The 24,291-nt window shown below is 66.0% G+C and carries 26 protein-coding genes; 18 read left to right on the top strand and 8 right to left on the bottom strand.

What is annotated here, in order from left to right:
- Positions 1-3: 3 nt before the first annotated feature.
- Positions 4-420, top strand: coding sequence for a thioesterase family protein (locus E8M79_RS01145; protein WP_137150094.1), 417 nt, complete (start codon positions 4-6; stop codon positions 418-420).
- Between the two features lie 23 nt (positions 421-443).
- Positions 444-1,208 (top strand): crotonase/enoyl-CoA hydratase family protein, encoded by a 765-nt coding sequence (locus tag E8M79_RS01140; protein WP_137150093.1) that lies wholly within the window; start codon positions 444-446, stop codon positions 1,206-1,208.
- 3 nt (positions 1,209-1,211) lie between these two features.
- On the opposite strand, the gene E8M79_RS01135 is transcribed toward E8M79_RS01140, so the two are convergent.
- Positions 1,212-1,664, bottom strand: a complete 453-nt coding sequence (locus tag E8M79_RS01135) for a MarR family winged helix-turn-helix transcriptional regulator (protein ID WP_137150092.1) — start codon at positions 1,662-1,664, stop codon at positions 1,212-1,214.
- Between the two features lie 329 nt (positions 1,665-1,993).
- Between E8M79_RS01135 and E8M79_RS01130 the strand changes: the two genes are divergently transcribed.
- The 3 genes from E8M79_RS01130 to E8M79_RS01120 all read left to right on the top strand — a co-directional run bounded on the left by E8M79_RS01130 (position 1,994) and on the right by E8M79_RS01120 (position 4,910).
- A complete protein-coding gene (locus E8M79_RS01130) occupies positions 1,994-2,482 on the top strand; it encodes a TRAP transporter small permease (protein WP_248304852.1) in 489 nt (162 codons plus the stop codon).
- Positions 2,479-3,801, top strand: coding sequence for a TRAP transporter large permease (locus tag E8M79_RS01125; RefSeq protein WP_137150090.1), 1,323 nt, complete (start codon positions 2,479-2,481; stop codon positions 3,799-3,801). The genes E8M79_RS01130 and E8M79_RS01125 overlap by 4 nt, the downstream gene beginning before the upstream one ends.
- An 86-nt stretch (positions 3,802-3,887) precedes the next feature.
- Complete coding sequence (locus tag E8M79_RS01120; RefSeq protein WP_137150089.1) at positions 3,888-4,910, top strand: TRAP transporter substrate-binding protein; 1,023 nt, start codon at positions 3,888-3,890, stop codon at positions 4,908-4,910.
- A gap of 69 nt (positions 4,911-4,979) precedes the next feature.
- Here E8M79_RS01120 and E8M79_RS01115 read toward each other — a convergent pair whose 3' ends face one another.
- Positions 4,980-6,743: a sigma-54-dependent Fis family transcriptional regulator gene (locus tag E8M79_RS01115; protein ID WP_137150088.1), complete on the bottom strand. Its 1,764-nt coding sequence runs from the start codon at positions 6,741-6,743 to the stop codon at positions 4,980-4,982.
- Positions 6,744-7,181: 438 nt separating this feature from the next.
- Between E8M79_RS01115 and E8M79_RS01110 the strand changes: the two genes are divergently transcribed.
- The 7 genes from E8M79_RS01110 to E8M79_RS01080 all read left to right on the top strand — a co-directional run bounded on the left by E8M79_RS01110 (position 7,182) and on the right by E8M79_RS01080 (position 14,328).
- On the top strand, positions 7,182-8,654 hold the full coding sequence (locus tag E8M79_RS01110) for a benzaldehyde dehydrogenase (protein ID WP_137150087.1): 1,473 nt from the start codon (positions 7,182-7,184) through the stop codon (positions 8,652-8,654).
- Positions 8,655-8,677: 23 nt separating this feature from the next.
- Positions 8,678-9,445: a coniferyl-alcohol dehydrogenase gene (locus E8M79_RS01105; protein WP_137150086.1), complete on the top strand. Its 768-nt coding sequence runs from the start codon at positions 8,678-8,680 to the stop codon at positions 9,443-9,445.
- A 138-nt stretch (positions 9,446-9,583) separates the two neighbouring features.
- Positions 9,584-10,918, top strand: a complete 1,335-nt coding sequence (locus E8M79_RS01100; protein WP_171015712.1) for an ABC transporter substrate-binding protein — start codon at positions 9,584-9,586, stop codon at positions 10,916-10,918.
- A 21-nt stretch (positions 10,919-10,939) separates the two neighbouring features.
- On the top strand, positions 10,940-11,668 hold the full coding sequence (locus E8M79_RS01095; protein WP_137150084.1) for an ATP-binding cassette domain-containing protein: 729 nt from the start codon (positions 10,940-10,942) through the stop codon (positions 11,666-11,668).
- The gene (locus E8M79_RS01090; protein ID WP_137150083.1) at positions 11,665-12,390 is read left to right on the top strand and encodes an ABC transporter ATP-binding protein; all 726 of its coding nucleotides are present in this window, start codon (positions 11,665-11,667) and stop codon (positions 12,388-12,390) included. Before E8M79_RS01095 ends, E8M79_RS01090 begins: the two co-directional genes overlap by 4 nt.
- Positions 12,383-13,327, top strand: coding sequence for a branched-chain amino acid ABC transporter permease (locus E8M79_RS01085; RefSeq protein ID WP_137150082.1), 945 nt, complete (start codon positions 12,383-12,385; stop codon positions 13,325-13,327). Before E8M79_RS01090 ends, E8M79_RS01085 begins: the two co-directional genes overlap by 8 nt.
- Entirely contained in the window at positions 13,324-14,328 is a 1,005-nt protein-coding gene (locus E8M79_RS01080) for a branched-chain amino acid ABC transporter permease (protein ID WP_137150081.1), read from the top strand. Before E8M79_RS01085 ends, E8M79_RS01080 begins: the two co-directional genes overlap by 4 nt.
- Here the strand turns inward: E8M79_RS01080 and E8M79_RS01075 are convergent.
- Positions 14,325-15,407 (bottom strand): hypothetical protein, encoded by a 1,083-nt coding sequence (locus tag E8M79_RS01075; protein ID WP_137150080.1) that lies wholly within the window; start codon positions 15,405-15,407, stop codon positions 14,325-14,327. The genes E8M79_RS01080 and E8M79_RS01075 overlap by 4 nt on opposite strands.
- Before the next feature lie 285 nt (positions 15,408-15,692).
- Here E8M79_RS01075 and E8M79_RS01070 point away from each other — a divergent pair, with 285 nt between their 5' ends.
- Together E8M79_RS01070 and E8M79_RS01065 are read left to right on the top strand one after the other, a co-directional pair.
- On the top strand, positions 15,693-15,929 hold the full coding sequence (locus E8M79_RS01070; protein WP_137150079.1) for a hypothetical protein: 237 nt from the start codon (positions 15,693-15,695) through the stop codon (positions 15,927-15,929).
- A gap of 33 nt (positions 15,930-15,962) precedes the next feature.
- Entirely contained in the window at positions 15,963-16,877 is a 915-nt protein-coding gene (locus E8M79_RS01065) for a tetratricopeptide repeat protein (protein WP_137150078.1), read from the top strand.
- 63 nt (positions 16,878-16,940) lie between these two features.
- Here E8M79_RS01065 and E8M79_RS01060 read toward each other — a convergent pair whose 3' ends face one another.
- The 3 genes from E8M79_RS01060 to E8M79_RS01050 all read right to left on the bottom strand — a co-directional run bounded on the left by E8M79_RS01060 (position 16,941) and on the right by E8M79_RS01050 (position 18,761).
- Positions 16,941-17,936, bottom strand: coding sequence for a tetratricopeptide repeat protein (locus tag E8M79_RS01060; protein ID WP_137150077.1), 996 nt, complete (start codon positions 17,934-17,936; stop codon positions 16,941-16,943).
- Between the two features lie 44 nt (positions 17,937-17,980).
- Entirely contained in the window at positions 17,981-18,382 is a 402-nt protein-coding gene (locus E8M79_RS01055; RefSeq protein ID WP_137150076.1) for a hypothetical protein, read from the bottom strand.
- A 91-nt stretch (positions 18,383-18,473) separates the two neighbouring features.
- On the bottom strand, positions 18,474-18,761 hold the full coding sequence (locus E8M79_RS01050) for an SH3 domain-containing protein (protein WP_171015659.1): 288 nt from the start codon (positions 18,759-18,761) through the stop codon (positions 18,474-18,476).
- A gap of 153 nt (positions 18,762-18,914) precedes the next feature.
- Between E8M79_RS01050 and E8M79_RS01045 the strand changes: the two genes are divergently transcribed.
- Complete coding sequence (locus E8M79_RS01045; protein ID WP_137150074.1) at positions 18,915-19,553, top strand: FecR family protein; 639 nt, start codon at positions 18,915-18,917, stop codon at positions 19,551-19,553.
- Here E8M79_RS01045 and E8M79_RS01040 read toward each other — a convergent pair.
- Both E8M79_RS01040 and E8M79_RS01035 read right to left on the bottom strand, forming a co-directional pair.
- Positions 19,537-21,408 carry an adenylate/guanylate cyclase domain-containing protein gene (locus E8M79_RS01040; protein WP_137150073.1) on the bottom strand — a complete coding sequence of 624 codons (1,872 nt, stop codon included), beginning with the start codon at positions 21,406-21,408 and terminating at the stop codon, positions 19,537-19,539. The genes E8M79_RS01045 and E8M79_RS01040 overlap by 17 nt on opposite strands.
- A complete protein-coding gene (locus tag E8M79_RS01035; RefSeq protein WP_137150072.1) occupies positions 21,405-22,112 on the bottom strand; it encodes a Crp/Fnr family transcriptional regulator in 708 nt (235 codons plus the stop codon). The genes E8M79_RS01040 and E8M79_RS01035 overlap by 4 nt, the downstream gene beginning before the upstream one ends.
- A gap of 159 nt (positions 22,113-22,271) precedes the next feature.
- Between E8M79_RS01035 and E8M79_RS01030 the strand changes: the two genes are divergently transcribed.
- The 3 genes from E8M79_RS01030 (at position 22,272) to E8M79_RS01020 (ending at position 24,171) form a co-directional block, all read left to right on the top strand.
- A complete protein-coding gene (locus E8M79_RS01030; protein ID WP_137150071.1) occupies positions 22,272-22,571 on the top strand; it encodes an SH3 domain-containing protein in 300 nt (99 codons plus the stop codon).
- A 262-nt stretch (positions 22,572-22,833) separates the two neighbouring features.
- Positions 22,834-23,592, top strand: coding sequence for a hypothetical protein (locus E8M79_RS01025; RefSeq protein WP_137150070.1), 759 nt, complete (start codon positions 22,834-22,836; stop codon positions 23,590-23,592).
- 51 nt (positions 23,593-23,643) lie between these two features.
- Positions 23,644-24,171: a hypothetical protein gene (locus tag E8M79_RS01020; protein WP_137150069.1), complete on the top strand. Its 528-nt coding sequence runs from the start codon at positions 23,644-23,646 to the stop codon at positions 24,169-24,171.
- The last annotated feature ends 120 nt before the right edge of the window (positions 24,172-24,291 follow it).

Genomic DNA, 24,291 nt, shown 5'->3' with positions numbered 1-24,291 from the left:
GCCATGTTCAGCAACAGCACGCGGGTCGAGATCCAGTTCGGCGACTGCGATCCGGCCGGCATCGTCTATTACCCCAATTATTTCCGCTTCTTCGACAATGCCACCGCCGCCCTGCTCTCGGCGGCCTTTGCTATGCACAAGCGCAACTGGCTGGCGCATTACGGCATCGCCGGCATCCCCATGGTCGATACCGGCGCGCGCTTTCTGGTGCCCTCGCGCTTTGGCGATGTGGTGGAGATCAACTCCGAGATCACCGAACTGGGCCGATCCAGCTTCGGGGTCAAACATCGCTTGCTTCGCGACGGCCAATTGGCCATCGAGGCGCATGAAAAGCGCGTCTGGGTGGTGGCGGGCGAGGACGGCAGCATTCGCTCCGCCCCCTTGCCCGACGCGGTACGCAAACTCTTGGGTGCCGCATGAGCGCACGCGCAAAAGGACAGGCCATGGCTGACGAACTGATCATCGAGCACACGGGCGCCATTGCCCATCTCACGCTCAACCGCCCCGAAAAGCGCAATGCCCTCAATGACGGCCTGGTCGCGGCGCTCGATGGCTTTTTCTCCGCCGTGCCCGCAGGCACGCGCGCCATCGTCATTTCCGGCGCTGGCGGGCATTTTTCGTCCGGGCTGGACCTGTCGCAACATGTCAGCCGCCAGCCGCTCGAGGTGATGGCCCATTCGCGCAACTGGCATCGCGTCATGGCGCAGATTGCCAATTCACCCATTCCGGTGGTTGCCGCCATGACGGGCGCGGTGATGGGCGGCGGGCTCGAATTCGGCGCGGCCTGCCATGTCCGGGTGGCCGAAGAAACCGTGCGCTTCCAGATGCCCGAGGGCCTGCGCGGCATTTTTGTCGGCGGTGGCGGCTCGGTGCGCATCTCCCGGCTGATCGGCCCGGACCGGTTGACCGAAATGATGCTGACCGGTCGGGTCTATTCGGGCACCGAGGGCGAGCGGCTCGGGTTGGCGCACCATCTGGTGCCCGAGGGCCAGGCCCTGGCCAAGGCCATGGAACTGGCCGAACGCATCGCCAGCAATTCCCCCACCATCAATGGCTTCATCATCCAGGCCATCGCCCAGATCGGCAGCATGCCGCCCGAGGCCGGGCTCTATGCCGAAAGCCTGGCCGCCGCGCTGAGCCAGACCGGACCCGACGCCGAAGAAGGCTTGCGGGCGTTTCTCGAGAAGCGCCCGCCCGTGTTCCGCTAGCGATCAGCCCAGCCGGTCCAGCAGCGCCAGCAACTGGCTGCGGCTGGCCTCGCCGCCCAATTGGCTCAGCAACTGCTGTTCCATATCCTCATGACGGGCCCGGGCGGCGGCGAGAAACTGCACGCCTTCGACAGTCAGGTGCAGGGCATTGGCTCGGCGGTCCCCGGCGGCGGCGCGGCGTTCCAGGAAGCCCCGCGCCTGCAGGGCATGGACCAGGGTTACAAAATTGGCCCGCTTGATGCCCAGGGCATCGGCGATCTCGGTCTGCTTGCGGCCCGGATTGTCATCGATCAGCAGCAGCACGGAGTATTCGGCCGGGCGCAGCCGCATTTCCTCAAACACCTGCAGGAAGCGCTGGAACACACTCAGCTGCGCCCGGCGCAGCCGGTAACCCAGAATTCCCGTGGTGGATTCCGTTCGCAGCGCATCGCTCTCATTGATCAGGTCTTCGCCCATGGGATTTTCGGTTTTCCGTGGTTGGCAAACATTGTTATATTCCATAGCATTGACCGCCAATAGGTCTATGTGGACTTAAGGGCTCGCATGACAACCAGGTTATCTCGCCTGGGGGTGAAGGCGTCTAATCCTGCAGAATGGCTGGTATATGATAACTCAGGGGTTATCGATTGGCCATGACTTATCATTTTACATTCCGGGCCTGACGGCGTCTATATCAGACCAAGAGGGCCTCTCCAGACGAAAAATCGTTGGCGGGGCAGGGAGGATTGGCTTTGTTCGAGGACACGTCTGTACTCGGCCGCCTGGCCACCGGAATGGCGAAAGCCATGGCCGTTGCCGGTGGGCTGGCGCTGGTCGCCATGGTTGTTCTGGTTGTCGCCAGCGTGGTCGGCCGCGCCCTGATCTTTATCGGGCTCAAGCCCATCCTGGGCGACTATGAAATCGTCTCGATCGGCATGGGCTTTGCCGTCTTTGCCTTTTTGCCCTGGGTGCATCTCGAGCGTGGCCATGCCATGGTCACCCTGTTCACGGACAGTCTCCCAAAGGCCTTCAACCGCTGGCTGCTGGTGCTCACCGACCTGATGATGCTGCTGGTCAGCGCCTTTCTGGCCTGGCGTCTTTATGATGGCACGCTCGACAAGCTGCGCTACGGCGAGACAACCCTGCTGCTCGGCTTCCCGCTGGGCTGGGGTTATGCCCTGGGCCTGGTTGGGGCGGTGGCCTTCGTGCTGGTCTCGATCTATGTGCTGGGCCGCTCCCTGACCGACGCGCTGGCCGGCCGCGACGAACCCCGGCGTGCAGGAGCAGACCTGTGACCCCAGTCCTTCTCGGTATTTTGTCGTTTCCCGTCGTGCTGGGGCTGATCGCCTTCCGTGTGCCCATCGGGCTGGCCATGCTCGTGGTCGGCATCATCGGGTCCTGGCTGGTCACCGGCACCATCAATCCCGTTATTGCCCAGTACAAGAACGTCACCTATTCCACCTTTGCCTCCTATTCGCTCTCGGTCGTGCCGCTGTTTCTGCTGATGGGCCAGTTCGCCAGCCTTGGTGGCCTGTCGTCGGGGCTGTTCAAGGCCGCCGCCAGCTGGCTGGGCCATCGCAAGGGCGGCGTGGCCATGGCGGCCATCGGCGCCAGCGCCGGCTTTGGCGCCATCTGTGGCTCGTCGCTGGCCACTGCGGCCACCATGGGTCAGGTATCGCTGCCCGAGCTCAAGAAATATGGCTATTCGGACGCCCTGGCGACCGCGAGCGTGGCTGCCGGCGGCACGCTGGGCATTCTCATTCCGCCCTCGATCATCCTGGTCATCTATGCGGTGCTGGCCGAGCAGAACATCGCCAAACTCTTCATTGCCGCCTTCATCCCCGGCATCCTGGCGGTCATTGGCTATATCATTGTCATTGCCATCTATGTCCGCGTCTGGCCCGAAGGCGGCGGCTTGCGCGAGCGGGTGCCCTATGCCGAGCGGCTGCGCAATCTGGCGGAGATCTGGCCGGTGCTGGCCATCTTCCTGCTGGTCATCGGTGGCATCTATGGCGGGCTCTTCACCCCCACCGAAGCGGCGGCCATCGGCGCGGCCGGCACGGGGATCATGGCGCTGCTGTCGCGCCAGCTGACCTGGCCCAAGATCGTCGAGGCCATGGTTTCAACGGCGTCCTCCACCGCGATGATCTTCATGATCGTGCTGGGTGCCATGTCGCTCAACAGTTTCCTCGCGCTGTCGCATCTGCCGCAGGAAGCCGCCGCCTGGGTCTCGTCACAGGGCTTCAACCCCTGGCTGGTGCTGACCATCGTGCTGCTGCTCTATCTGGTCATGGGCTGTGTCATGGACTCCCTGTCCATGATCCTGCTGACCGTGCCGATCATCTATCCGATCATGTCCGCGCTCGATTTCGGCCTCACGCCGGACGAGTTCGGCATCTGGTTCGGCGTTCTGGTCCTGATTGCCGTGGAGGTGGGCCTGATCACGCCACCAGTCGGGATGAACCTGTTCATCATCAATTCGATGTCGCCGGGCACGCGCATCACCGAGACCTATCGCGGTGTGCTGCCCTTCGTGGCCAGCGACATCATTCGGACAGCCCTGCTGGCGGCATTTCCGCCGATCACGCTGTGGCTCGTCTGGGCGCTGTTCTAGGCGCCATCGGCAAGCGTCCGGCGCTACGGGGAGGTAGGGCCGGACGATTTGGGAACGGGCCATTGGCCCAAAACTGGGAGGAGACTATGAAGAAAAGGTCTATTGTGCTGGCAGGGCTCGTCGGGCTGGCCATGACCGCTTCGGCGGTCGCACAGGATGTCACGCTGCGCCTGCATCAGATGCTGCCGGCGCAGGCCACCATTCCGGCCAAGGCCATCGAGCCATGGGCGGCCAAGGTGGCCGAGGAATCGGGCGGCCGGATCAAGGTCGAGCTCTATCCGGCCATGCAGCTCGGTGGTGCGCCGCCGGAGCTCTATGACCAGGCCAAGGACGGCGTCGTCGACGTCATCTGGACCGTGCTCGGCTATACGCCCGGCCGGTTCCCCAAGTCCGAAGTGTTCGAGCTGCCCTTCATGATCCACAATGGCGAAGAGGGCTCTGCGGCCTTCTACAGCTATGTGATGGCCAATTCGGCCGAGGAGTTCGAGGGCGTCAAGGTCATCGCCCTGCACACCCATGGTCCTGGCCTGTTCCACACCAAGCGCCCGGTCAACACGCTCGAAGACCTCAAGGGCATGAAGATCCGGGGCGGTTCGCGCATCATCTCGGGCATGCTGGCCGAACTGGGCGCCGAGCCCGTCGGCATGCCGGTGCCCCAGACCACCGAGGCCCTGTCCAAGGGCGTGATCGAAGGCACCACCGTCCCCTGGGAAGTGACGCCCTCGCTCAAGATCTCCGAACTGGTGACCAACCACACCGGGTTCTCGGGCCAGTATGGCCTCTATACCCAGACCTTCGGCTTTGTGATGAACATGGACAGCTACAACCGGCTGCCGGACGATCTCAAGAAGGTTATCGACGACAACTCCGGTCTGGAGACCTCGCGTCAGTTCGGTCGGGTGATGGATGAGGGCGATGCCGTCGGTCTCAAGATCGCGCAGGATCGCGGCAACACCATCATCACGCTCGATGATGCCGAGACGGCCCGTTGGCAGGCTGCCGCACAGCCCACCATCGACAAATGGGTCGCCGACATGAACGCGGCCGGCAGTGACGGTGCCGCACTTCTGGCAGCGGCACGCGCCGCCATCGCGGCTGAAGCCAAATAGGCCGGCAAGCCATCGCAGAATAAGACGGGCGCCGCGAGGCGCCCGTTGCTTTTTTGTGGCCGGCTCTCGCTAAGGGCGTTTGCGAATGCCCAGCTTGCCCAGCCGATAGTCGAGGCTGGCCCGCGTCAGCTTGAGATCGCGGGCTGCGCGGCTGACATTGCCGCCATGGCGGTCCAGCGCCGCCAGATAGGCGGCGCGCTCGATATCCTCGAACGATCCCGAGCCGATCGGCGCGCTCTGTCCGGCGTCGTCGGCAAAGGGGCGTTGATCAATGCGACCGTCTTCGGAAAGCCGGACCGAAAAGGGCGGCAGCAGTTCCGAGCCGCTGAACAGATGCACGACATCGATATGGCCGTCATTGTCCGCATAGACCGTGCCGCGTTCGATCAGGTTCTGCAGCTCACGGATATTGCCCGGATAGTCATATTTGAGCAGGGCCTCGGTGGCGCGGCGGGTGAAGCCGCGGATCTTGCGGCCATGCCGTGCCGCATAGAGCTGCAGGAAATGCGCCATCAGCAGCGGAATGTCGTCGCGCCGCTCGCGCAGCGGCGGAATGGCCACCGGAAAGACGCACAGACGGAAGTAGAGATCCTGCCGGAAGCGCCCCGCCGCCACCTCCTGCGCCAGATCGACATTGGAGGCAGCCACCACCCGGACATTGACCGCAATGGTGTGGCTGCCGCCAACGCGTTCGATCTCCCGCTCCTGCAGGGCGCGCAGCAGCTTGCCCTGCGCCGAATAGGCGAGCGAGGCGACCTCGTCGAGAAACAGCGTGCCGCCCGACGCGCGCTCGAAATAGCCGGCGCGCGAGCTGGTGGCGCCAGTATAGGCGCCCTTGTCCACGCCGAAGAGCTCGGACTCCACCAGATTGTCGGGAATGGCGGCGCAGTTGATGGCAATGAACGGGCCATCAGCCCGCGCGCTCAACTCATGCAGCTGCCGGGAGAACAGCTCCTTGCCCACGCCGGATTCGCCCACAAACAGCACCGTCGCATCGGTGGCGGCCACTTTTTCCAGCAGGTGCCGCGTGCGCATGAAGCTGGCCGAAACGCCCACCGCCACATCGCTGGCATTGCCCGCGGGCACTGCGCCGTCGTCGGCTTTCGGAGCCTGGCGCGGAACCGAATAGCTGCGGTGGTTCTTCCAGCCGAGCCCGAAGTATTCGCGCTCGGGCGCATCCTTTTCCCAGGCCTCGGCATTCTGGCCGATCACGGTGCAGCGCTTGGCGCCCATGCCCACGCATTCCACCTCGCGGAAGATCACCGGCTTGCCAAACAGCTTGCTGGTATAGCCGGAGGGATAGCCGGTCTGCAGCCAGCACACCGGCTGGGTGGAGACGCCATAGCTCGCCAGATGCTCGGCAGCCTCGGAGGAATCGTCCCACAGGAACTCGCCGAAATAGGTGCCCCGGTCGCTGTCGAACTCGAAATGCTTGGTGGTGACCTTGACGAAGCCTTCCAGTGTATGGACGCGCGGCCCGGCCGCCAGCGCATGGGTCAGATCTTCCTGCGGCCAGCGCTTCTGGATCAGCTCGGCATCGCGCACGCCCTGCATATAGCCAATGCGCATGAACATGGCGCGGGCGGTATCGGTGCCAAAGGCGTCGATGATCTCCTGGCGAATACGGCCCAGCACCGAGGACTGCATCAGCACCACGCGCTGGTCATTGAGCCAGATGCGCCCGTCACCCAGCGCGAAATGCAGTATTTCGGTAAGGTCTTCAAAGGTTGGCGACGCGCCGGTTTCCAGCTCGCTGCTGGCGCCGCGGCTGATAATGCCCTGCGCCTGGCGCGACGCCTCGGCCAGCGAGATCAGTCGATCGGCCCGTTTCATGATTCACCCCTCCCAGATTGAATTCATGATTTGAGCAAGCACTTCAGCACAGTTTCATCAAATCAGTAAGTCCAATCTGACTGTCTCCGCTGGGGCGCGCCGGGCCATTCTGCGGCGCCCAGCGCTAAACCGCTCGCACGCAAGGTTTTGGCCGCCGGACTGCCCCCAATTGCGTCCATCGTGGGCCTCCCGGCGCCAGTTGGCATGGCCCTTGCAATGATAGCTCCAAGCCCGTTTGAGGAAGCGGGCGTGGGAGGACATCGACCAATCTGGTCCTGGTGACTGGAGGTGTGCACGGCGGAAAACTGCTGGCGCGCCAACGCTATCGGCTTGCCCTGCGGCAGGCCGTGTCCCCGCACGCCCCCTCCCTGACGCGGCAAGCCGGCACAAGCCGGCCCGAAAAACCAGGCCGCATGGCGGCACAAGGAGGAGCACGACATGAACATCCAGGGCCCCAATTTCATTGCAGTCGAGAAATGGACCGGCAAGGCGCTGTTCAGCGACTGGCAGGCGACCGGCGCCGGCGCCATTGAGGTGCGCGACCCCGCCACCGATGCGCTGCTGGCCAGCGTTGGCCTGGGTGGCCCCGCCGACATTGCCCGTGCCGCCGCCGAAGCGCGCCAGGCGCAGAAGGCCTGGGCCAAGACCCTGCCCACCATGCGTGCTGCCATTCTCAACAAGGCCGCCGACCTGCTGGTGGCCAATGGTGAGGAACTGATCGGCTGGATCATGCGCGAAAGCGGCTCCATCCACCCCAAGGCCAGCATCGAGATCGAGCACGGCGCGCTGTTCATCCGCCACGCCGCCAATCTGGCGACCCAGCCGATGGGCCTGGTGCTCTCGGGCTTTGACGAGCGCACCAATTATGCCCGTCGGGTGCCCCATGGCGTGGTCGGCGTCATTTCGCCGTTCAACTTCCCGCTGGTGCTGTCGGTGCGCGCCATTGCCGCGGCGCTGGCGCTGGGCAATGCGGTGGTGCACAAGCCCGATCCGCGCACGGCCATCAGCGGCGGCATCATCATCGCCCGCATCTTTGAGGAAGCGGGCCTGCCCAAGGGCGTGCTGCAGATCGTGCCCGGTGGTGCCGATGCCGGCGAGGCGCTGTGCACCGATCCCAATATCGCCATGGTGTCCTTCACCGGCTCGGCGCGCGGCGGCTCCAAGGTGGGCGAACTGTGCGGCAAGCACCTCAAGAAGGTGCAGCTCGAACTGGGCGGCAAGAATGCCCTGATCGTGCTCGACGACGCCAATCTCGACATTGCCTCCTCCAACGCCGCCTGGGGCGCCTTCCTGCACCAGGGTCAGATCTGCATGGCGACCGGGCTGATCCTGGTGCAGGACAGCATCGCCGACGCTTTGACCGAGCGGCTTGTCACCAAGGCCGGCCACCTGCCGGCGGGCGATCCGTCCTCCGGCCGGGTTGCCCTGGGGCCGATCATCTCGGACGGCCAGGTCGCCATGATCCAGGCCATTGTCGATGACGCCGTGGCCAAGGGCGCCCGGCTCCTCGCCGGGGGCACCCATGATGGTCGCTTCTATGCCGCCACCGTGCTCGATGGCGTCAAGCCCGGCATGCGCGCCTTCGAGGAAGAAATCTTCGGGCCCGTGGCCTGCATTGTGCGCTTTGCCACTGACGAGCAGGCCGTCGAGATCGCCAATATGTCGGACTATGGCCTGGCCGCCGGCGTGATCTCGGCCAATGTCGGCCGCGCCATGGCGCTGGGCGAACAGCTCAATGTCGGCCAGCTCCACATCAACGATCAGACGGTCAATGGCGGCCCCTTCGCGCCCTTTGGCGGCCGCGGCAAATCCGGCAATGGCAGCCGTATCGGCGGCCCGGCCGACATCGAGGAGTTCACCCAGTGGATGTGGATCTCGGTCAAGGACCAGGCCGCGGCCTACCCATTCTGATCTGCAAACAAAGGACTGCTGCCATGACCCTTTCAGGCAAGACCATCGTTGTGACCGGCGCCTCCTCAGGCATCGGCGGGGAAGTTGTTCGGCTCGCCCGCTTCTCGGGCGCTCGCGTCATCGGTCTCGACCGCAACGACCCACTCATCACCATGGACGGCTTCGTCAAAGCCGACCTGGGTGATCCCGCCAGCATCGATGCGGCGATCAAGGCGCTGCCAGGGTCGTTCGACGGCCTGGTCAACGCCGCCGGCGTTCCCGGCACGGCCGACAAGGCCCTGGTCGCCCGGGTCAACTATCTCGGCCTGCGCCACCTGACCGAGGGCGTCATCGACCGGCTCACCCCCGGCGCATCGATCGTCAACTTCGCCTCGGTGCTGGGTGGGGAATGGCCGCAACGGCTCGACCAGCACAAGACGCTGGCCAAGGTCGCCGGCTTTGCCGCCGGCGAGGCCTGGCTGGCCGCCCATCCGGTGCCGCAGGAGACCTGCTACCAATATTTCAAGGAAGCGCTGATCGTCTGGACCTTCGCTCAGGCCCAGCAGTGGTTCCTGGCGTCCAACGTCCGCATGAACTGCGTGGCGCCCGGCCCGGTCTTCACCCCCATCCTGGGCGACTTCGTCACCATGCTGGGCGCCGATCGCGTCGCCAGCGATGCGCCGCGCATGAAGCGCCCCGGCTTTGGCGACGAAATCGCGCCGCCGGTGGTCTTCCTGCTCTCCGACGCCGCCCGCTGGATCAACGGCATCAACCTGCCGATCGATGGCGGATTGGCATCAACCTACGTCTGAGCCGGGCCACCCCGTCCAGGCAACAGGCCGCACGGCACAGACCGGCGGCCTGGGGCGGCCGCGTGCCGCCTGATCCATCAACTGACGCGGACCGGTTGGGAGGCCGATCCGCAGCAGGCTCACAATCCAGGGAGGATAATCATGAGCATCTACAAGACCCTTGCGAGCAAGGGCGTCACCCGGCGCAGCTTCATCAAGACGGCGGGGGCCGTCGCAGGCGGTGCCGCAGCAGCCCTGACGCTGCCGGCCAGCGTGCGCTCGGCCTTTGCCCAGGGCGAAGACGTGATCCGCGTCGGCTTCATTGGGCCGCGCTCCGGCCCGCTGGGCGTGTTCGGCGAGGGCGATAGTTTCCTGGTCGAACAGTTCAAGAAGCACATGGCCGATGGCGTCCAGGTGGGCGACAAGCGCTATGGCATCGAGCTGGTGCTGGCCGATACCCAGTCCGATCCGGTGCGCGCCAGCCAGGTGGCCAAGGACCTGATCAATGGCGAGGCCATCGATCTGATGCTGGCCTCCTCGACCCCGGAAACCGTCAATCCGGTTGCCGATGCCTGCGAGGCTGCCGGCGTGCCGTGCCTGACCACCACGGCGCCCTGGGAGGCCTTCTACTTTGGCCGCGGCGCCAAGCCGGGCGAGCCATCGCCGTTCAAATGGACCTACCACTTCTGCTTTGGCGTCGGCAATTTCGCCAAGCTCTATGCCGACCAGTGGAGCAAGGTGGAGACCAACAAGAAGGTTGGCGTGCTGCTGCCCAATGATGCCGATGGCGGCGCCATTCGCGGCCTGCTGCTGCCTGAGCTGGAAAAGGCTGGCTTCACCGTTGTCGATCCCGGCCCATATGAGAACGGCACCGCGGATTTCTCCACCCAGATCAACCTGTTCCGCGACGAAGGCTGCGAGATCTTCAACACCTTCCCCTTCCCGCCGGACTTCCCGGTATTCTGGCGCCAGGCCGCGCAGAAGGGTCTGGCCCAGCAGATCAAGATCTGCCAGCTCGCCAAGGCCGGGCTGTTCCCCGCCGAACTCGAAGCCATGGGCTCGCTCGGCTATGGGCTGCATGCCGGCGCCTATTGGCACAAGGACTATCCGTTCAGCTCGTCCTCAACCGGCCTGACCAGCCAGGCGATTGCCGCCGGCTATGAGGAGAGCGTGGGCAAGCAGTGGAACCAGCAGGTGGGTGCCAATGCCTCTCTGCTCGATGCCGCCGTTGCCGCGCTGGCCAGCGCCAGCAATCCCAAGGACAAGGCTGCCCTGGCCCAGGCGCTCTCGGTACTCAAGACCGAGACGGCGGTTGGCCTGGTCGACTTTACGGCCGGCCCGGTGCCCAATTGCGCCACCACCGGCCTTGTGGGCGTACAATGGGTGAAGGCGGCCGAGGGGCCCTGGCAATTCGATCTCCCCATCGTGGCCAATGCCGACAATCCCCTGGTGCCCACCACGGGCGAGATGACCGCCTATACGGTGCAGGGCTGAGCCATGAGCGGTGAACCGGCAATGACCCCGCCCGTGCTCGCATGCTCCGGGATCGACAAGCATTTTGGCGCCCTCAAGGTGCTCAATGCCGTCGATTTCGCGGTTGCCTCGGGTGAGGCCGTGGGCATTGTCGGTCCCAATGGCGCCGGCAAGACCACGCTGTTCGGCGTGCTGGCCGGGGCCATCCCCCCGTCCGGCGGCAGCGTCCGCTATGGCGGCGTCGACTTGACCGGCACCGGGGCAGCTGCCCGATGCCGGTCGGGCATTGCCCGCACCCATCAGGTGCCCCGGCCCTTTCTGGGCATGTCGGTGTTCGAGAACACCATGACGGCGGCGCAGTTCGGAGCGGGGCTGAGCGGCCGTGCTGCCGCCGATTGCGCGGCTGAAGCGCTGGAGCGCACGGCGCTGCTGCATCATGCCAATCGGCCGGCGGCGGCGCTGGGCTTGCTGGATCGCAAGCGGCTCGAACTGGCGCGGGCGCTGGCCACCTGTCCCCGCGTCATTCTGCTCGACGAGATTGGCGGTGGGCTGACCGAGGCCGAGTTGGGCCTGCTGATTGCGCTGATCGGCAAGCTCAAGGGCGACGGACTGACCATTGTCTGGATCGAGCACATCCTGCACGCGCTGCTCAAGGTGATCGACCGTCTGGTCTGCATGAGTGCGGGCACCGTCATCGCCGAGGGGCATCCCGACGCGGTGATGGCCGACCCCGAAGTGCGCCGGGCCTATCTGGGAGGAGCGGTGGCATGACCATGCTGGCGGTCAACAATCTGGTGGCCGGCCATGGCCTGCTCACCGCCGTGCGCGATGTCTCCTTGCGTGTGCACACCGGCGAGGTCCTGGGCGTCATCGGCGCCAATGGCGCCGGCAAGACCACGCTGTTCCGCACCCTGGCCGGCGTGCATCCGGCGACATCGGGTACCATTCTGCTCGATGGCGAGGACGTCAGCGCCCTGTCGCCGTCGCGCCGCGTGGCCAGCGGCATTGCCATGGTGCCCGAGGGCCGGCGGCTCTTCGTCGACATGACGGTGCGGGAAAACCTGCAGATTGCCGGCGAGAATGGCCGGGCTGGCCCCTGGACGCTGGAGAGCGTTCTCGATGCCCTGCCGTCCCTGTTGCCACTGCTCAAGGTTCTGACGGGCGGGCTGTCGGGCGGCCAGCGCCAGGCGGTGGCCATCGGCCGGGCGCTGATGAGCAATCCCAGAGTGTTGCTGCTCGATGAAGTCTCGCTGGGCCTGTCGCCCGTGGCCATCGAAGGGCTCTACGAACAACTGGCCGGGCTCAAGGCGCGCGGCGACACCGCCATGGTCGTGGTGGAACAGGACCTTGATCGCGCCATGCAGTTTTCCGACCGCGTCGTCTGCATGCTCGAGGGGCATATCGCCCTTGAGGGCCTGCCGCAGGTGCTCGGCAAACAGGCCATCACGGACGCCTATTTCGGTCTCGCGCAGGGGGATATTGCTTATGCTTGACGCATTGATCCAGGGCATATTGCTCGGCGGCTATTACGCCATTCTGGCAGCCGGGCTGTCGCTGATGTTCGGCGTCGTCCGCTTCATCAATCTGGCCCATGGCGATCTGGCCATCCTGGGCGCCTATCTGGTGCTGTTTGCCGTCGAGGTGCTGGGGCTCTCGCCCTGGGTGGCGGTGGCCGCCGTGCTGCCGGTCATGGCCCTCTTGGGCTGGGTGCTGCAGGCAACGCTTTTCGCCCGCACCATCAAGGGCGGCTTCCTGTTGCCGCTGCTCACCACCTTCGGCCTGGGCGCCGTGCTGCAGAACGGCATGTTTGGCCTCTTCGGTTCTGACGCCAAATCGCTGGGCAATCACATCGGCAATCTCTCCTGGGCCAGCTGGCAACTGCCGTTCGGCATCACGCTGGGGCAATTGCCGGTGATCACCTTCGCGGTCGCCGTCGCAGTGCTGGGCTCGCTGCAACTGGTGCTGAGCTTTTCCAAACTCGGCCGCGCCATTCGCGCCACCGCCAGTGATCCGGAGGCGGCCGAGCTTAGCGGCATTGATGCGCGCGCCGTCCATCGTGCAGCAGCGGCCATTGCCACCGCGCTGGCTGGGCTGGCGGGCGCCTTTCTCGCCATGCGTGCCCTGATCAGCCCCTATGCCGGCCCCACCCAGCTGATCTTTGCCTTCGAGGCGGTGGTCATCGGCGGCATTGGTTCGCTGTGGGGCACGCTGATCGGCGGTATTGTGCTGGGTGTGGCGCAGAGCTTTGGCGCCACCATTTCGGCACAGGGCTTCCAGCTGGCCGGCCATCTGGTGTTCCTGGGCGTGCTGGCCGCCCGGCTCTATCTGGCCCATGGCCGCAATCACGGCGGCTGGCGCGCCGCACTGCGCCTGCCGAGGCGGGCGCCCAGCGCTCAGATCCCATCAACTGTCACCGAGGGTCAGCCATGATCGCCTATGAAATCGAGCGCTGGACGCGATCCGGGAAGGCCACGCTGGTCGCTGCCGCCGCTGTGCTGCTGGTGCTGGCCATGCTGCCGGCCCTGGCCAATGGCCTGTTGATCGACAAGCTCACAACGCTGTTCATCTACATTCTTCTGGCGGTGATGTGGAACCTGCTGGCTGGCTATGCCGGCCTGGTCTCGGTGGGGCAGCAGGCTTTTTTCGGCGTTGGCGGCTATCTGGCGCTGCGCCTGGTCGATGCCGGCATGACGCCCTATCTGGCGCTGGTCGTCGGCGCCGTCGGCGCCGGCATCGTCGCCATCCCGATCTCGAGCTTCGCCCTGCGCCTCAAGGGCGGGGAATTTGCCATCGCCATGTGGGTCATCGCCGAGGCGCTGCGCATCGTGGTGATGTTCGATCCGCTGGTGCAGGGCGAAACGGGCACCTCCCTGCTGGCGCTCAATGCGCTTGACCCCGATCTGCGGCGCAATCTGACCTATTGGCTGGGGCTGGGCAGCCTCGCGCTGATCCTGAGCGTCACCTATTGGCTGCTGCGCAGCCGTATCGGCGCTGCGGCCCAGGCCATTCGCGACGACGAGGAGGCCGCGGCCTCCATCGGCATTGATGTGATGCGGATCAAGCAGATCATCTTCGTGCTTGCCGCCTTTGGCTGCGCCCTGGCCGGCACCATCTGGCTGGCCAGCGCCATCACCTTCCTGCCGCGCACCAATTTCGGCGTGCAATGGACCGTGTTCATGCTGTTCATGGTGCTGGTGGGTGGCCTGAGGACCTTCGAAGGCCCGATCATCGGCGCGGTGATCTTCTTTCTGCTGCAGACGGCCTTCGGTGGTCTGGGCGTCTGGTACCTCACCGGCCTGGGCGTGATCGCGGTCTGCTTCGCCCTCTATCTGCCGGAAGGGCTCTGGGGCCTGTGGCGGCAACGCATCGGCATCGACCTGCTGTCGGTCGGCGTGTTGTTCAGGCCATCGGGGGACCGGCCCACCCCCTAGCTGAATTCATGCAGCAGGCGGACCAGGTCCGCCTGACGCCGCACGCCGGTCTTGTCGAAAATCGCGGTCAGCTGGCTGCGGGCGGTGGCATCCGACACCCCGCGCCGCTGCGCCACATCGGATCGGCTGCCGCCGCGGGAAATCTCCACGGCGATCCCCAGCTCGGCTGCGGTCAGGCCAAAATGCCTGCCGAATTTCTGGTGCCGTTGTGCCAGATCGGCCTCGGGATCGCTGATGACCAGCAAGAGCCGCGCATAGGATGGCACCCAGGCCTCGTCGCGCGACACAGGCACGGCCAGGATGCTCAACGGCGAGCGGTTCGCCCGGGTGATCGTCAGCGCGGTGCCGCCGGGGCGCCCCGCCTGCGCCGCCTTCAGCATGCGGCGCAGCTCGCCATTGTCGGCGGCTTTGGCGGCCACCAGCAGGCCGGCCTCGATCGACAGGCCCGATCCCTCTGACAGCATGCGTTCCGCGGCCGGGCTGGCCAGCAGCAACCGGCCCTTGTCATCGATCAGCAGGGCGGATTTGCCAGTGCGGTCCAGCGCCGACAGCAGATCGGCGGCATGGGCCTGGGCCGAACTGAGCAGGCCCGTCAACTGCGCCGAGCGGGCGATATGCGGCGCCAGCAGCTGCACCAAAGCCCACTTGTCGGCGTCAAACGGGCGGCTGGCGGGCAATTGCAGCTCATAGCGCTGGGTCTCGCTCAGGCCCAGAGTGACGCCCATCACTGTGCTATAGCCCTGTGGCGCGGACCATTCGTTGAAGAACGGACTGCTCTCAAGCTCATCGCGAGACAGCAGCATATCGTCGGTAAACACCTGGCCGACGCGCTCGCGCTGCAGGCGCCGCCAGAACAGGTTGAGCGGGTGGTAGTGCAAGGCATAGCTGGCCTGGAATTCCGGATTGGTGCGCGGCGCCACCAGGAACGGCGGGGCATTGGTGCTGATTACCCCCAGGGCCGCATCGCTGGCGCCGGCCGCATCGGCGATCTGCATCAGCACCGCGGGCCATCGGCTGCGATCCAGCGCGGCCGCATAGATCGCGTCGATCAGCTGCAACAGCTTGTCATGGTCAATCATGCATCTTCCAGGGCTCATCATGGGCCTTCCCAATCACGGTAGCGCGGCACCTAAGCCTTGCCAATCTCGGCCGACGCCGCTGTTCCCTGGGGAACGCGGCCAAAGTCTCGCTGTGCGGCCGCGCCGCGCTATACTTTTGATTGCAGTGCGCTTTTCCCTTTCGCGACCTGGAGCGGATTGGCCATTGCAGCGCGGGCCGGCGCGCCGTGTTTCGCGCGGAACAGCGCCGGCCCTCGGGGCGCTCTAGACATGAGCCATCGCAACGCCAGCCCCATGGACAGACAAATGATCCGCACCGCACTCGCCATCGTTCTCATCGCTGCTTCCGCCAGCGTCGCCCATGCCAATGTGCCGGCCCAGGCGCAGGTAACCGTCATGCCCCGCACCACGGTCATCGCCGACAGCACGGCGCAGCACAGTATTTCCCAGGACCGCCAGATGCACCAGATCAGCCGCGGCCACGCCGATCTCGACCGCCGCCTGCAGGTGCCGACTCAGGTCGACACCATCGCAACCGCCTGATCCCCAATCTCACCCCATCGCCAGGAGAAAGTCATGATCCGCACCAGCCTGCTTGTTCTCGGCCTTGCCCTCTGCGCACCGGTCGTTCCCGCCTTCGCCACGGCCAGCGCCGATGTGCCCGTGCTCAATGCCCTCGAAGCGGCCTGTGCCGATCAGGCCGCCTCGGCCTTCGAGCCCGGCTTTGAAAGTATCGGCCGGCCTGTGCAGGAACTGGACCTTGAGGCCACGGTCGATGCCTGCTGGGCGGCCATGGGCACCGGCGAGAACGACTTCCGCATGAATGCCTGGATGGCCCGCGCCTATTACGCTGCCGGCCAGTATGAAGATGCCGTCTACTTCGCCGACCGCGCCGCCGAGAATGACGTGCCGCTAGGGCTTTATGTGGCCGGCGTGCTCTACAGCACCGGCCAGGGCGTCGCCGCTGATCCCGGCAAGGGCGCGGATCTGCTGATGCAGGCCGTGGCCGCCGGCTTCACCCCGGCCTTTCATGCGCTGGCGCTCAATCTGATCAATGGCCTGGGTGTCGAGGAGGATGTGGCCCTGGCGGTGGACTTCCTGCAACTGGCCGCTGATGAGGGCTTTGGCCCCTCGGCCACCGTGCTGGGCTACATGTATTTTGACGGTGACCGCCTGCCCAAGGACGACGAACAATCCAGGCGCATGATGGAGCTGGGCGCCCACAATGGCGACGCCGAGGCTTACGCGGTGCTGGGTCGTTTCGCTGAGCTGGGGATCGCGGGGCCTGTCGATATGGCCGCCGCCGCGCTGCACTACACCAGCGCCGCCGAGCTGGGCTACACCGAAGCCCTGCTGCCCCTGGCGCGGCTCTATCTGGCAGGGCGTGGCGTCGATAAGGATGTCGGTTTCGCCCGCGACCTGCTGGCCATCGCAGCCGAACAGGGCGATGGCGAAGCCCGCATTCTGCTCCATCGCATTGACCGCGGCTGAGGCGCGGTTTCACCCGAGCAAAGACTGGGGGCGCAGGACAACCTGCGCCCCTTGTCACGTCTATCAGGGCATGGTGGCGTAATAGCTGCGCAGGGCAGCCAGTGCCGCTTCGTCCATGCCTTCAGCGCCGCCGGTCACCCCAAGCTCGGTCTTGATAGCGGTCAGGTTGCGGGCCGACAGGCCCGTCTCGGCCAATTGCAGGAAGCGGCCCAGCTCGGCATCGCGCGCCTTGAGCGCTGCCAGCACTAGGCCTTCGCTTTCATCCTGCTCTGCCGCGCTGCCATCCTGCAGCATGATGCCCAGTTGCAGCCCGGCATTGACGTCGCCGTCATCGACGGTCGCCGTGCGGAACAGGGCCAGCGCCTGTTCGCGTTCGGCGGCATCGACATCGCCTTCGAGCAGCACATAGCCCAGATTGATCCGCGCCCAGGCATGGTCCTTGGCGACGGCCTGTTCATAATAGGACTTGGCCTTGGCCGCATCGCGCAGCACCAGCTCGCCCTCGTCATAGATCACGCCAAGATTGTAGAGCGACCAGGCATCGCCCTGACCGGCGGCCTTTTCATAGAGCGCGATGGCCTTGGCGGTGTCCTGCTCAACGCCGCTGCCTTCGGCATACATGATCGCCAGATTATAGGCGGCATTGACGCTGTCGGCGTCGGCCGCTTCCTGCAGCAACGCCGCCGCATGGGCGCGCGCCAGTTCCAGCATGGTCTGGGCCATGCCGATCTTGGCTTCCACGTGACCGGCGGCGGCCGCCTGGCCGAACAGCACATTGGCCTCTTCGATTCTGTTGTCCTGGAACAGCACGCGGGCCAGCTGGAAGCCGATGCGCGGGTCGGAGGTCGCCTCCCAGGCGGCACGGCAGGCCGGCTCGGCCTTGGCGATGTCGATCTCCTCAAAGCTCACCCCGGTGACATCGGCCGGACGCGCCGTATCGAGCGGGCTGGACGCCAGGGCATCGCACACCGCTACATTGTCATCGGCAAGGGCGGGCAGGCTGAAGCTGGCGGCGGCCAGCAGGACGGCGGCGGCGCTCAAGGCAAGTCTGGAAAGCATGTCAGGAACCTTTGCTGAAACAAGAAGATGCTGCGGCCGATCACTCAAAGACAGGCGAGCAGGGCCCGTGCGCGGTGATACCCGGTGTGTGGCGCAAACAGGGTCCCTTTCAGGTCGACAGCCTGGCCCGGCACGATGGGCATATCTGGACAGGCCAGTTGCACCAGGTCAATCCCGGCCTGCGCCGGTGTGTCGGTGGCCGGATCGGCGATCATGCAGATCGGCGTTGCAAGGGCGACAAACTGGGCGGTAAAGGCCGCGTCGCCGGCCGGGACGCTGGTGAACTCGGGCGGGCCGGGAAACACGCCCTCCACCACAAAGCCTGAGAGCGTCACCGGATCGGTCGTGTTGAGGCATTGAGGCTCTTCGGCAAATGCCGACATGTCCGCAGCGGCGAGGCCGACTGCGGCAGCGAGAAGGGCGATGGGGGCAAGGCGAACGCGCATGGGGCTGGCCTTTGGTTGGCAATCGGCAATCGCAGTCTGGATTGCAGGGGGGACCGGTGCCGGGAGCGAGCCGGGCACCGGTCCCAGGCGGTCAGTAGCTCTTTTTGGTGGTGCCGCCCGAGCAATAGCCGGCGTCGGCCGAGACGTAGCGGGCTGCGACCCAGCCCCAATTGCCGTTCCACTCGACCTTGTACCAGCCATCCTTGCTGTCCACGATGCTCACCTGGATGCAGCGGCCAATGGTGCCCAGCTTGGCATAATAGGTGCCCGGGCCATCGCGGAAGTTCACCGAGCCTGTGGTCCAGCCGGTGCTGGCGGCCAGGGAGGCAGTGCACATGCCGGCAAACAGCACGAGCGCGATCGTCGCTTTCTTGAACATTCTGATATCCTCCGAATAGACTGCAACCTGACTAGGGCCGTGGGGTGGCGGAGTCATCGAACAGGTGTTCGATGACAAGGTTGCGCGGGCCCGCCATGACAGGCCTGCGCAGAGTTAAACTGCGCGAGCGCAGTTTGCCGGAGATGAACCAAGATGCGTGCTGATCCCCCTCATTCGCCGGCCCGCTTTGGCCGCCGCACTCTGCTGGCCCTGATGGGCGTGGCCGGCGCCAGTGCCCTGGTCCGCCCGGCCCAGGCCGCCGTGCCGGTGGGCAAGGTGGTCTCGCTTGATGGCACGGTGGCGTTGGAGCGTCAGCGGGCGCAAATGCCCATCTCGCCCGATGATCCCTTGATGCTCGAGGACCGGGTGGAGACGCGTGAGGATGGCTTCGCGCTACTGCTGCTCGCCGACCGGACCCGCATCAATCTGGGCGCCAGCAGTGACCTCACCATCGATCAGTTCATCGTCGATCAGGGCGGCGTCATTTCGGTCGGCGGCGCCATGCTGTTCGACCGGCCGGCCGGCCTGCCGCCCACCAATATCTCGATCCTGACGGCCTTTGGCCGCATCGGCGTGCGCGGCACGCGCTTCTTTGCCGGGCCGAGCAAGGGCAAGTTCTCGGTGTTTGTCGACCATGGCTCGGTCTCGGTGACTGGCGCGGGCGTAGAGCGCATTCTCAATGCCGGCGAAGGCGTCGATTTCGCCGCGCCCGGTGACAAGCCCGGCAATGTTGTCAAATGGGGCGAGCCGCGCATCCTGGCGGCCTTTGCCAGCGTCAAGGTGAAGCGCTAGTCGCGTCCACTCTGGACAGGGCGGCGGGGGTGAACACCGTCAGCTCACCGAAGCTGCGCAGATCGATGGTGCCCAGGCTGACCAGCGGCAGGGTTGCAGCAGCCGCTGCCGCCGGCCCGATGCAGATACTGCTGCCCAGCGCCTTGTTGGCCTGTTCCAGCCGCGCCGCCATGTTGATGGCGGCGCCATGGGCGGTATAGTCGATCTTGTCGGCGGCGCCGACGTCGCCCAGGATTACCATGCCGGTCTCAATGCCGATGCGCGTGCGCCCGAAATTGCGCGCCACCATCTCGGGCTGCTGGCGGAAGGCCTCGGCGAACTCATGCAGCGCCAGGGCGCAAGCAATGGCCTTGTCCACATGGCCATCGAGGTTGGCCGGCGCATTGAACAGGGCATGGAGGGCGTCGCCCACCAGCTTGTCGATCATGCCGCCATGCTCAAGCACAATGCGGGTCATGCCGGTGAAATAGGCATCCAGAATGCCCACGAATTCGCGCGGCGTGACGCCACGTAGCGACTGGGTGAAGCCCTCGATATCGGTGAACAGCGCCGTCACCTGCCGCTCTTCGCCCTCAAGCCGCAGGAGATCGGGTTCGCGCACCAGTCGTGTCACCACATCGGCGGGCAGCAATTGTCCGATACGGCGGCGCAGGGCTGTCTCGGCCCGCCGGGTGCGCGCTGCCTGGGTCAGCATGGCGGCGAGCCCCGCCAGCAGCACTATGGTTGCCGGCGCCACCGGATCGAGCAGCCAGCCGAGCTCGAGCGCCAGGCCCAGCGTGGTGCCCAGCCAGACGAGGGCCATGCCGACAATCAACAGACCCGCAAGGACGGGCGCCAGGGCGGCGCCGGCGAGGCCGGCGATCACCCCGCCCACCAGGGCCACGCCGGCCTCGGCAGCATCGGCTTGGATGGGGCGCAGCGGCAATACGCCCGCCAACAGGCCCGCCGCGAGATCGGCATGGATCTGCACCGAGGGATGTACCGGGCTGGCCGCCGTCGCCCGCAGCGCGCCGTTGATCGGATCGCTGCTGCCCACAAAGACAATCTTGCCGGCCAGGGCCAGCGCGGAATCCGGCTCGGCCAGCAGCTTGGCCGCATCCAGCGTCCGCGCCTGCCAGCGTTCGGGTCCGCTTGGCTGGAAGCGCAGCATGGCAGCGGCGCCGATCTCGACCGGCGCGCCCCGCAGTCGCATCCAGGCAGGGTCACCGCCCAAGAGCACCGAACTGGTGCGGCCGGCCAGCCGCACCGCATCGGCGGCGAGGCCGAGATAAGCGCTCTGGCCCACCACCACCAGCGCCGGCACCTGGCGGATCATGGCATCCATGCCGCCGGCCAGCGCCGCCGCGGCACTCCCCGCCGCCACCTGTTCAAAGGCCGGGCAGGCATGTTCGGCCCCGGGTGCCTGCCAGATCTCCGGCAGAGCCAGGCCCTGGCTTGCCGCTATGGTCAGCTCGGGCCGCGGCACCGCTTGTTCGCTGGGTGACAGCAGGAAGCCCAGAGTCGTGGGGACGCTGGCCATGGCGTCGGCCAGCGACTGGTTGGTGGGGCTGGTGATGCAATCGGCGCCCAGGACAATGTCAAAACCCACCACCAGCGGGCGGGCCGCGGCAATGGTGGTCAGCAATTGCGCAGTATCGGCCCGCCGCCAGGGCGCGCCGCTGTCCGAAAGCGGCCCGATATCGACGACTGCTACGGTGCCATCGGCGGGCAGGGGCATCAGCCCGATCAGCCGGTCAAAGGCCGGTTCGCGCCAGGGCGTGGCCGTATCGGGCAGGGTGAAGACGAGCCCGGCGCCGATGGCGGCGATCACCGCGGCCACGCCCAGGCCGGGCCGGATGCGGCGCCAGTCGATCATCCTGCCCCGCCCGGCTCGGCAATCAGCTCCAGCTGCTCCACATCGCAGCGCAATACGGCACCATCGCGTTCGATGGCGCCGGCATCCTGCAGCGCCATGATGGCGCGATTGACCTTGGGCCGGCTGGCCCCCAGCACGCCGGCCAGTTCGCCCTGGCTGAGGTCGAGGCGCAATTGCGGCTCGTCGGGCAGGTCCTCGCCGAACACATGCCGCAGGGTGACCAGCAGGAAGCGCGCCAGCCGCGCCTCGATTTCGAACAGGGCGATGGATTCAAGCTGCTCGGTGGTGTCGCGCAGGCGCTGCACCAGATAGGTGATCAGCGATTGCGCCGTGGCCGGAAACTGGCTCTGCAGCCGCTCGAAATCGCGGCGCAGCAGCACCAGGCCCTCGGTGGACACAGTTGCCGTGGCATCGGCCGAGCGCGGCGCGCCATCAAGCAGCGCCAGCTCGCCCAGCGTGTCGCCGGCCTCGGCATAGCGCAGCACCAGTTCGCGCCCCGTGGCGGTCAGCAGCGACAGCTTGATGCGGCCGTCGGTGACCACCACCATATAGTCGCCATCCTCGCCGCGCTGGAAAATGGTTTCCCCCATCGACCAGCTGCGGGCGATGGCCATGCTGTCGAGCAGGGCGACGGCCTCGGGCGCAAAGCCCTCGAACATCGCAAACGATCGCCAGAACGCCACGCCAGTCTTGTTGGGCGCCATGCCGGTCCCCTGTCCTCGCCACCGCTGCCGCACAATTGTCCATCAACACACTGTTCGGCAAGCCTGTTCCTTGGGGAACTGCGGCAACGCTCGATCACCGGCATTGTGGACCCATCGGATCGCACAGGGCGCTCCGCACAGCAAACCGGGAAGTGCATCATGTTCAAACGCATTCTGTTCACCGCCGCCGTCCTCGTCGCCACCACCACCGCCAGCATGGCCGCCGGCACGGGCTGGACCACGGGCTCGATCAATTTCCGCGATGGTCCGGGCGCCTACTACGCCAAGATCGGCAGCATCGCCCGCTGCGCCAGCGTCCAGCTCGACTATGTCCAGAACGGCTGGTACCGCGTGCAGTGGAATGGTCGCTGGGGCTGGGTTGCCCAGCGCTATATCACCACCGACTCCGGCTACTGCAGCGGCGGCGGCTATACCAAGCACTCCACTGGCAGCTACTGAGTGCCGCGACACTAGCCTGCCGTTCCTCTGAACGCCGCTCTGCCAATCCATGGCAGGGCGGCGTTCGCCATTTGTGCATCGGACAGGTGTTCGACGCGCACCCGCGCGTGGGCCGCTAACCTGGCCAAGCGGCCAGGAGGGGCGTGTCGGACAGACCGGCGCGCCCCTGTCCCCTGCGGAACAGCGCTGGCACCGGCGCAATGGCACTCTGCACCCATCGGCCGACGCAGCAGGCGGACGGCAAACCAGTTGAGGATCTATCATGGCACCTGTTTCTTCCCGTCGTTCCCTGGCCCGCATGCTGGTGGCCGCCACCGCACTCTCCCTGGCCCTGCCGCTGGTTGGCCAGGCCCAGGCGCAGACGGCCACCCCCGTTGTCCCCGCAGCGCCCGCCCTGACCGAAGCCCAGCTGATGGAGGTGGCACCCGAACTCTTCGGCTTCCTCAAGAGCAATTTCCCGCAGGAATTCACCGCCTTCGTGCCCCAGGCCCAGGCTGCCGTGGCCGGCGGGGCGACGCTGGATGGCGTGGTGATGGATCTGCTGGGCGGCCTGCGCCAGAAATATGGTTCGAGCCTGGGTACGGCGCCCGACAATCTCCTGACCGCGCTGATGACCACCACGATCGATCTGCAGAAGGCCGTGTTCGAGGGCGAAGGCGCGCTGGCCTGCAGCAATTTCGCCATCAACGGTCCAGCCGTGTTTGACGGCACTCCTGCGCAGGCCAAGTATCAGGATCTGGTCATGGCGCAGTCCGTGCTGCTGCTGGCAGCGGCCAAGGCCGGCTTTGACGCCCCGGTGGCGCGTGACGCCGCCAGCCAGGACGACTGGAAGGTCATCACGGACCTCACCATGCAGGCCGGCGCGACTCAGGCAGGCTTTGAGGCCATCTCCAAGCTCGACGTTGCCTCACCCGAGCTGTGCCCGACGCTGCGCGGTCTGCTGGAAGCCATGAACACCGAAGCCACTGGCGTCGGCGCCCGCGTCCGTGCCGCCTATCTGGTGTCGGTCAGCGCGATGTAGCATCGTCCAAACGCGCCAGCCTCTCACCCCTTCGCCCCACAGGAGACCGCCATGAACCACACCCGTTCCCTCTTCCTCGGCACCGCCTTTGCTCTGTTTTCCCTCGGCGTGATGGCCGCAGAGCTGGACGCCTTCGTGGCGGCCAGCGATGGCGCCACCGCCTGCTGGTCGCGCCAGTATGACGCCGCCCATCTGGCGGCCCATCCTGACCAGCAGGTGGCTGCCATGAGCATGGCCGTCACCTATTGGGACGAAACCGCCAACGGCCCGGCGCAATATGTGTTCCGCATGGAAGCCGATCTGCGCGACGGCACCCATGGCACAGCTGTCGGCCCCTGCCGGCAGGAGGGCGGCGATGTCTGGTGTGGCGTTGAATGCGACGGCGGCGGCGTGCTGCTCAAGTCGCGCTCGGGCGGCGACGTGCTGATCGATCTGGAACATACCGGCTATATCGCCATGACCACCGGCTGCGGCGAAGACACGCTCGACGAGGGCTTCCCGCTTGAATCCGGCCGCGACGACAAGCAGTTCCTGCTGCACGCCTTGCCCGTGCGCCAGTGCGTGCCCGCCACCTATTGATCGGTTGATACGACGGTCTCTGATCAGCACGCAGCGCAGTCGGGAAAACCCCGATAGCGCTGCGGCTGTAGTGTTGGCGGCAGCGGCCTGGGATGCGCCATCGCCCGCTGGGCAAGCTCT

This window comes from Devosia sp. FKR38 (assembly GCF_005222805.1).
In the GTDB taxonomy this organism is placed as follows: Bacteria; Pseudomonadota; Alphaproteobacteria; order Rhizobiales; family Devosiaceae; genus Devosia.
This window is presented reverse-complemented; position numbering and strand designations above follow the sequence as displayed.